The 6,917-nt window shown below is 43.8% G+C and carries 6 protein-coding genes; 4 read left to right on the top strand and 2 right to left on the bottom strand.

Features of this window, described 5'->3' with window-relative positions; all coding sequences use genetic code 11:
• Positions 1 to 267 precede the first annotated feature (267 nt).
• Both AB4167_RS21580 and AB4167_RS21575 read right to left on the bottom strand, forming a co-directional pair.
• Positions 268 to 960 (bottom strand): SDR family oxidoreductase, encoded by a 693-nt coding sequence (locus AB4167_RS21580; protein ID WP_017068416.1) that lies wholly within the window; start codon positions 958 to 960, stop codon positions 268 to 270.
• Between the two features lie 131 nt (positions 961 to 1,091).
• Positions 1,092 to 2,258 carry an MFS transporter gene (locus AB4167_RS21575; protein WP_029235440.1) on the bottom strand — a complete coding sequence of 389 codons (1,167 nt, stop codon included), beginning with the start codon at positions 2,256 to 2,258 and terminating at the stop codon, positions 1,092 to 1,094.
• A gap of 192 nt (positions 2,259 to 2,450) precedes the next feature.
• Between AB4167_RS21575 and AB4167_RS21570 the strand changes: the two genes are divergently transcribed.
• The 4 genes from AB4167_RS21570 (at position 2,451) to AB4167_RS21555 (ending at position 6,652) form a co-directional block, all read left to right on the top strand.
• A complete protein-coding gene (locus AB4167_RS21570; protein ID WP_102398645.1) occupies positions 2,451 to 3,332 on the top strand; it encodes a LysR family transcriptional regulator in 882 nt (293 codons plus the stop codon).
• A 115-nt stretch (positions 3,333 to 3,447) separates the two neighbouring features.
• Complete coding sequence (locus AB4167_RS21565; RefSeq protein ID WP_102321231.1) at positions 3,448 to 4,545, top strand: alkene reductase; 1,098 nt, start codon at positions 3,448 to 3,450, stop codon at positions 4,543 to 4,545.
• 10 nt (positions 4,546 to 4,555) lie between these two features.
• Complete coding sequence (locus tag AB4167_RS21560) at positions 4,556 to 5,644, top strand: alkene reductase (protein WP_017062693.1); 1,089 nt, start codon at positions 4,556 to 4,558, stop codon at positions 5,642 to 5,644.
• A 66-nt stretch (positions 5,645 to 5,710) separates the two neighbouring features.
• Complete coding sequence (locus AB4167_RS21555; RefSeq protein ID WP_017062694.1) at positions 5,711 to 6,652, top strand: zinc-binding dehydrogenase; 942 nt, start codon at positions 5,711 to 5,713, stop codon at positions 6,650 to 6,652.
• Positions 6,653 to 6,917: the final 265 nt, after the last annotated feature.

Raw genomic sequence — 6,917 nt, 5'->3', positions numbered from 1 at the left:
GGATTCCATACATCACGTTAAAGTATTTACTCATTCCAGAGTAAGATCGCAGTCGTTCCTTAGGATATGTAATGTGACCAGCCATAGATGCAGGCAATATCAATTTATAGGATCTCATCGTCATCCCAATCCCAGTCAATTTGGGAAATGTCACGGGAGACTTTGTGTAAATACCACCCGAGCAAAGCGACAATAGAAAGGATTAAAACTATAAAGGTTAAAAGCATATCCTACCCTTAGAGTTTGTATGAGACGTAACTACTAGGCTTACCATGGCAATTGAGTGCCATCGTAGACAAAAAATGAACCTGAATGCTTAAGTTTTAAATTGTCGATAACATTAAGCATGCCTGTAACACTCTCTTTTACTGTTACCTTGCCTTCCTTTCCACCCATATCGGTTTTTACCCAACCTGGATGAATTGCCATGGTCTTCACTCCCGCTTCGGATAATTCACAGGCTAGAGATTTAATTATTTGGTTGAGGGCCGCTTTTGATGCTCGATAGCTGTATCGTCCCCCTGAGCGGTTATCATCAATACTGGCCAGTATTGAGGTCATCCCGATTATGGTTTTATCTTGGCCGGCTAGAATATTATTGAGCAAGGCCTGCGTGATTAACATGGGTGCGATGGTATTGACCTTTAACACCTCTAGCCATCTTTGCTGATCCATATTGCCTAAGTTGTCACATCCTTCACCACTCACCCCAGCATTATGAATAAGTACATCAATAGGTTGCTCTTTAAACACCTCAGTTAAAGCGAGAATATCTGTTTCATGACTAACATCTAGAGCATAAGGGCGAATGGTTGAATACTGTTGTGCTAACAGGGTTAACTCATGCGCTGAATCAATATCGCGACAGCAAGCGATGACCTTGTAATGTCGCTGTGCATATTGCTTTGCAAGCTCTAATCCTAAGCCACGATTAGCTCCAGTAATAAAAACGGTTTTCATTGAGTGCCTCTTATCAGTTTCAATCTTGTCTAATACCAATCAATATAAGTTGCGAAAAGCTGGCCAATGCTGCTGCATTGACCAGCTCTAAGGGTAAGAGTCGTGTTTATTTCATTAATACATTTTTACCATTAACTTTCTGCACGCTTATCAAGACGGCCACTAAAGCGGGTCAAAGCAAGCGCTATCAGTACAACTACTGCACCTACCCAAGGTGTATGCATTAAGCCTGCTTCAGCGACAACCATCCCTCCGCCCCATGAACCAAGTGCAATACCAACGTTAAAGGCGGCAATGTTTAAACCGGAAGCAACATCCACTGCATCTGGTGTATATTTTTCAGCAAGTTTCACTACATATACTTGTAAACCTGGAACATTACCGAATGCAAATGCCCCCCAAACTAAAATCGTGGCTACCGCGGCAATAGGGTTAACGGCGGTAAAATTGAACACGATAAGCACAGCTGCAAGACCAGTAAAAATAATGCTAAGGGCTTTTATTGGGCCCATTTTATCGGCCATTTTTCCGCCCCAAATATTACCAATCGCAACTGAGACTCCATAAACCAACATAATTAAACTAATTGCATTCGCACTAAAGCCAGTTTCTTGCTGCAAAATAGGAGCAAGGAAAGTGAATGCTGTAAAAGTGCCGCCATAACCCAGTGCAGTAATCGCATAAACCAGTAATAATCTAGGTTGAGTTAATACCTTAAGCTGCGATGAAAGCTTAGCTGCAGCAGGTTGTTTTAAGTTATTTGGTACTAAGAAAGCACTACCAATTAATGCGATTAAACCTAATAGCGCAACAACTAAGAAGGTTGATTGCCAGCCAAAGGTTTGACCTATGTATGTCCCAAGCGGCACGCCTGTGACTAACGCCACGGTTAAACCAGTGAACATAATCGCAATGGCGCTGGCGGCTTTTTCTTTTGGTACCAGACCGGTAGCAATGGTTGAACCAATGGAGAAAAATACACCATGGGCTAAACCTGTCAAAATACGAGCGATAATCAGGGTGTTATATCCAGGTGCTTGCCATGCAACTAAGTTACCGACAACAAACAGTGACATGACGGTAATCAATACGTGTTTACGATTCCACTTTCCTGTTAAAGCCGTTAAAACCGGGGCGCCAATGGCAACACCAAGTGCATAAAGGCTAACCAGCAAGCCTGCTGAAGGCAGTGATATATTTAGGTCGGAGGCCATGGTCGGGAGTAGCCCCACGATCACAAACTCCGTTGTTCCAATAGCAAAGGCGCTGAGCGTCAATGCAAGAAGTGCTAAAGGCATAATATTTACTCTCTGTTGTTTGAAAATGACCAGCAATAGCCGATGTATTGGTCGCTATGCCGTCGCGTTGTTAATTGATGGGGGGCATTTTGCATTAAAGATGTTTTGTGAAAAACAGAGGTTTTTACAAATGATATTTGTTATAAATGCAATAAAGCTGATGAGCGATTGGATAAAATTGAGGGAAATAGCATGCGAACAAAATCTGATGATTTAGCCATTTTACTAGCTGTAGTCGATACCGGAGGTTTTTCAGCGGCAGCAGAGAGCCTAGATATCCAAGTCGCGCGAGTATCCAGAGCGGTCAGTAAAGTGGAGAGTCAACTTGGGGTCACTATTCTAAACCGAACCACTAGACGTATTGAATTAACCGATGAAGGACGCCAGTTCATTGACTCTATGCGGGTGGGGTTAATGCAATTACAGCAGGCGGAAGAAGATATTATTTCCCGTGGGGAATTGCCCAAAGGCCGTTTACGTGTCGACGCGGCTAGTCCGTTTGTGTTTCATCAACTGGTGCCATTGGTGCAGTCATTTAATCAAGCCTATCCCGATATTGAGCTAGAAATAACTTCCAATGAAGGCATTGTGGATTTACTAGAAAAGAAAACCGATTTAGCAATCCGTATTGGTACGTTGAGCGATTCAACGCTACATGCTCGGTCGCTGGGTCGAAGCCCCTTGTATATTGTGGCTTCACCAGAATATATCTCAAAACGCGGGCTCCCCACTAAAAGCAGCGATCTTGCTCAGCATAATCTCATTGGATTTGTCGCCCCCAAAATTTTGAATGACTGGCCTTTAAAAGGTTTTACCCAACTAGACGCTTTGATGTCATCAAGTAATGGCGAAACCATTCGACAAATTGTGTTGGCAGGAAATGGCATTGCATGTCTATCAGGGTTTATGGTGAATAAAGATATTGCCGAAGGACGTTTAATCTCGCTGTTGGAGAGCGAAAAAATCAGTCATCCACGAAGAGAACAAGTCAACGCTGTGTATTATAAGACTTCTTCTGTGGCCAAGCGGATCTCCGCTTTTATTGATTTTATTAAGCCAAAGCTAACCCTGTAACCCGCTTAAACAAGCTGATTGTTGCAATTTATACAAATATTATTTGCCTTTATTGCTATAAATGATTGGTGACTCATTTGCTAGTATGCCCTTATCAAATGAAGAGGGCTCAACTATGTCACTATCACTATTTAAACCATTCACATTGGGTGGACTCACACTCAAAAACCGCATTGTCATGCCACCGATGACGCGTTCAAGAGCCAGTCAGCCTGGTGATGTCGCAAATGATATGATGGCAACCTATTACGCTCAGCGTGCCAGTGCAGGATTGATTGTGTCTGAAGGTACGCAAATTTCAGCGACGGCAAAAGGCTATGCATGGACCCCAGGTATTTACACACCTGAGCAGATCGCAGGCTGGCGTAAAGTAACTCAAGCAGTGCATGCAGAAAATGGCGCAATTTTCGCTCAGCTCTGGCATGTGGGCAGAGTCACTCACACAGATAACATCGGTGGTGAGCAACCGATTTCTTCATCAGCGTTAAAAGCGGAAAACGTAAAAGTATTCGTTGATAATGGCAGTGATGAACCAGGTTTTGTTGATGTCGTGCAGCCTAGAGCAATGACAAAAGCAGATATTCAACAAGTCATTGCAGATTATCGTCAAGCGGCATTGAATGCGATTGAAGCAGGTTTTGATGGCATTGAACTGCATGCGGCGAATGGTTATTTGATCAACCAATTCATTGACTCCGAAGCTAACAACCGCAGTGATGAATACGGCGGTAGCCTGGAAAATCGTCTTCGTTTTCTTGATGAAGTCGTTGCAGCAATGGTGGACGCAATTGGCGCTAACCGCGTTGGTGTGCGCTTGGCACCTTTAACAACCTTAAATGGTACTGTTGATGCTAACCCTATTGAGACTTATACCGCTGCCGCAGCGTTACTCAATAAACATCATATCGTGTACCTACATATTGCTGAAGTCGATTGGGATGATGCACCAGATACACCCGTCTCATTCAAACGTGCAATGCGCAATGCTTTTCAAGGCGTGCTGATCTACGCAGGTCGTTATAATGCGGAAAAAGCAAAGCAAGCTATTGATGACGGACTGGCTGATATGATCGGCTTTGGTCGACCTTTTGTGGCGAATCCCGATCTTCCTGAACGTCTACTTCACGGCTACCCATTGGCAGAGCATGATCCAAACACCTTGTTTGGTGGTGGTGAGAAAGGTCTGATTGATTATCCAACGTATAAAGCTTAAGGGGGTAAGTATGTTTAAGGTATTTAAAGGTCACGGACTTGAGACTAGAAACCGTATCGCGATGGCGCCGATGACTCGTTCACGCACGTCTCAACCTGGTGATGTACCAAACGAGATGATGGCAACCTACTACCGTCAGCGTGCCAGTGCTGGACTCATTGTATCAGAGGGCACCCCGATCTCAGCGGCTGCACGAGGTTATTCGATGACTCCGGGCATTTATACCCCAGAGCACATCGAAGGCTGGAAAAAAACCACCCAAGCTGTGCATCAAGATGGCGGGAAAATATTTACTCAACTTTGGCATGTGGGGCGACGCAGTCATTCTGATATTTCAGGTACTAAGCCGTTAGCCCCATCAGCGATTAAAATCCCAGATCAAGTATTTGGCCCACTAGCTGAAGGTGGCTTTGGGATGATTGAAACTGAAACGCCACGGGAGATGACGCTGCAAGACATTAAGAGCACGATTGCGGATTTTGTACAAGCGGGCAAAAACGCCATTGAAGCTGGTTTTGATGGCGTGGAAATTCATGCTGCGCATGGTTACTTGTTTGATACCTTTTTACGCTTAGAAAGCAACCAAAGAAGTGATCAATATGGTGGCAGCCAAGAGAATCGCATGCGCTTTTTGGTTGATACGTTGCAAGCACTTACCGACGAAATTGGTGGGGAAAGAGTTGCGGTTCGTCTGTCTCCTCATATCGGAGAGGGTTTTGCTGGGGATGATGTTGAAATTGTTCCGCTAACGTTAGCATTGCTGGAAAAACTACAACTGATGAACCTTGCGTATGTGCATTTTTCAGAAAACATATCACGCTATGTAGAGGTGCCTGAAGAGTTTCGCCAGCAAGTACGCCGAATATACTCTAATCCAATCATGGTTGCAGGAAAGTTGACCAAGCAATCTGCCCAACAGTTGCTAGATAAGCAGTATGCTGATTTCGTTGCCTTTGGTACTCCTTTTGTAACGAACCCTGATTTAGTCGCCCGATTTGCTCATGATTTACCATTGGCCGAGTTTGATGCCGATGCTAGGTTGACCTTGTATGGGGGCGGAGCCGAAGGCTACGTCGATTATCCAACTTATCAAGCCTAATACACCAGGTACCAAGGACGATAACTCTTTGGTGCCTTACCTTTTCATTAAGCGAGTGGAAGTGATATGGAACCCTATCGAATTTGGCAATATCAAACTGAGAAACACAGTCTTGTTTTAGGTAAGGCTGAAAGAGCAGCTTTAGATGACAGCGAAATCTTAGTACAAAACAAAGCGATTGGTATTAACCCTGTGGATTGGAAATTTATTAAAGCCAATCCTTTAAATTGGCCGAATGGCCATGTTCCAGGTGTTGATGGTGCAGGCGTCGTCGTACAAGTAGGTTCTAAAGTTGATCCCAGTCTAATTGGCCGTCGAGTGGCATATCATGGTTCACTAAATCGCCATGGTAGCTTCGCTAAATATACTGTTTTGAACGTTGAGCGAGTGATGACACTACCTGAGAGCCTATCTTTTGAACTTGCCGCGGCACTGCCTTGTCCGATGCTAACTGCGTGGCAAGCATTTGAAAAAATTCCATTAACCCAACAAAGAGAAGTGCTTGTCGTTGGTTTTGGCGCGGTGAATAATTTGTTATCCCAGATCCTTGTCAGAGCGGGTTATATCGTTGATGTTGTCTCCGCGAGTCTGAGCGAAGAGCGAGCCAAAAGCTTAGGTATTCGCCAAGTTTATCGGGAGCAATCTCAAATCGACATGAAATACTTCGCCATTTTTGATGCGGTGAGTGGGGAAAATGCCGCCCATTTAGTGCCGCTGTTAAGAGCGAATGGACATATTGTCTGCATTCAAGATCGTATTGCTAAACCCATTGACCCTCCATTTACGCGCACTATTTCTTACCACGAAATAGCCCTTGGAGCGTTACATAATTTTGGTGATAAAGATGATTGGCATACATTAATGCAAAATGGTGAAGCGCTGCTTGAGCGTATTGAAAATGGGAGTGTTGAAGTTAGTATTCCTGTCACTTTTAAATTCGAGCAGATGCTTGATGCGTTGAAACACAGTGAAACCACAAAACGAAAAACCGTGATTACATTGAGTTAGACTGCGCAATTTATCCTTTTGCTGGGAGTCACATAGCGCTTACTTCCTACACTTTGCTTGGATAGTTGTTCTAATTGCTGATATTGAGTAAGACTCATCTTTGCAACGTCGTTTAAAATTGTGGTCTAAATAATTTTGACCACACTCTTACTAGCAGATGCGATACTAATAGCAATCCAACCAACGAAGAATTCGTGATTGCTCAATAGTCGGTAGAACTACTGTAATTAACTTAAAAACAGATGGTTAAAAGCGAGCTTAGTGC

This window comes from Vibrio sp. 10N.286.49.E11, assembly GCF_041469505.1.
In the GTDB taxonomy this organism is placed as follows: domain Bacteria; phylum Pseudomonadota; class Gammaproteobacteria; order Enterobacterales; family Vibrionaceae; genus Vibrio; species Vibrio crassostreae_C.
Note: the sequence above shows the minus strand (reverse complement) of the source record. Positions and strands in the feature narration are given on the sequence as shown.

Coding starts and splice junctions, on each gene's coding strand:
- AB4167_RS21560 (WP_017062693.1), top strand. CDS start 4,556: ATGTTTAAGGTATTTAAAGGTCACGGACTTGAGACTAGAAACCGTATC.
- AB4167_RS21565 (WP_102321231.1), top strand. CDS start 3,448: ATGTCACTATCACTATTTAAACCATTCACATTGGGTGGACTCACACTC.
- AB4167_RS21580 (WP_017068416.1), bottom strand. CDS start 960: ATGAAAACCGTTTTTATTACTGGAGCTAATCGTGGCTTAGGATTAGAG.
- AB4167_RS21570 (WP_102398645.1), top strand. CDS start 2,451: ATGCGAACAAAATCTGATGATTTAGCCATTTTACTAGCTGTAGTCGAT.
- AB4167_RS21555 (WP_017062694.1), top strand. CDS start 5,711: ATGGAACCCTATCGAATTTGGCAATATCAAACTGAGAAACACAGTCTT.
- AB4167_RS21575 (WP_029235440.1), bottom strand. CDS start 2,258: ATGCCTTTAGCACTTCTTGCATTGACGCTCAGCGCCTTTGCTATTGGA.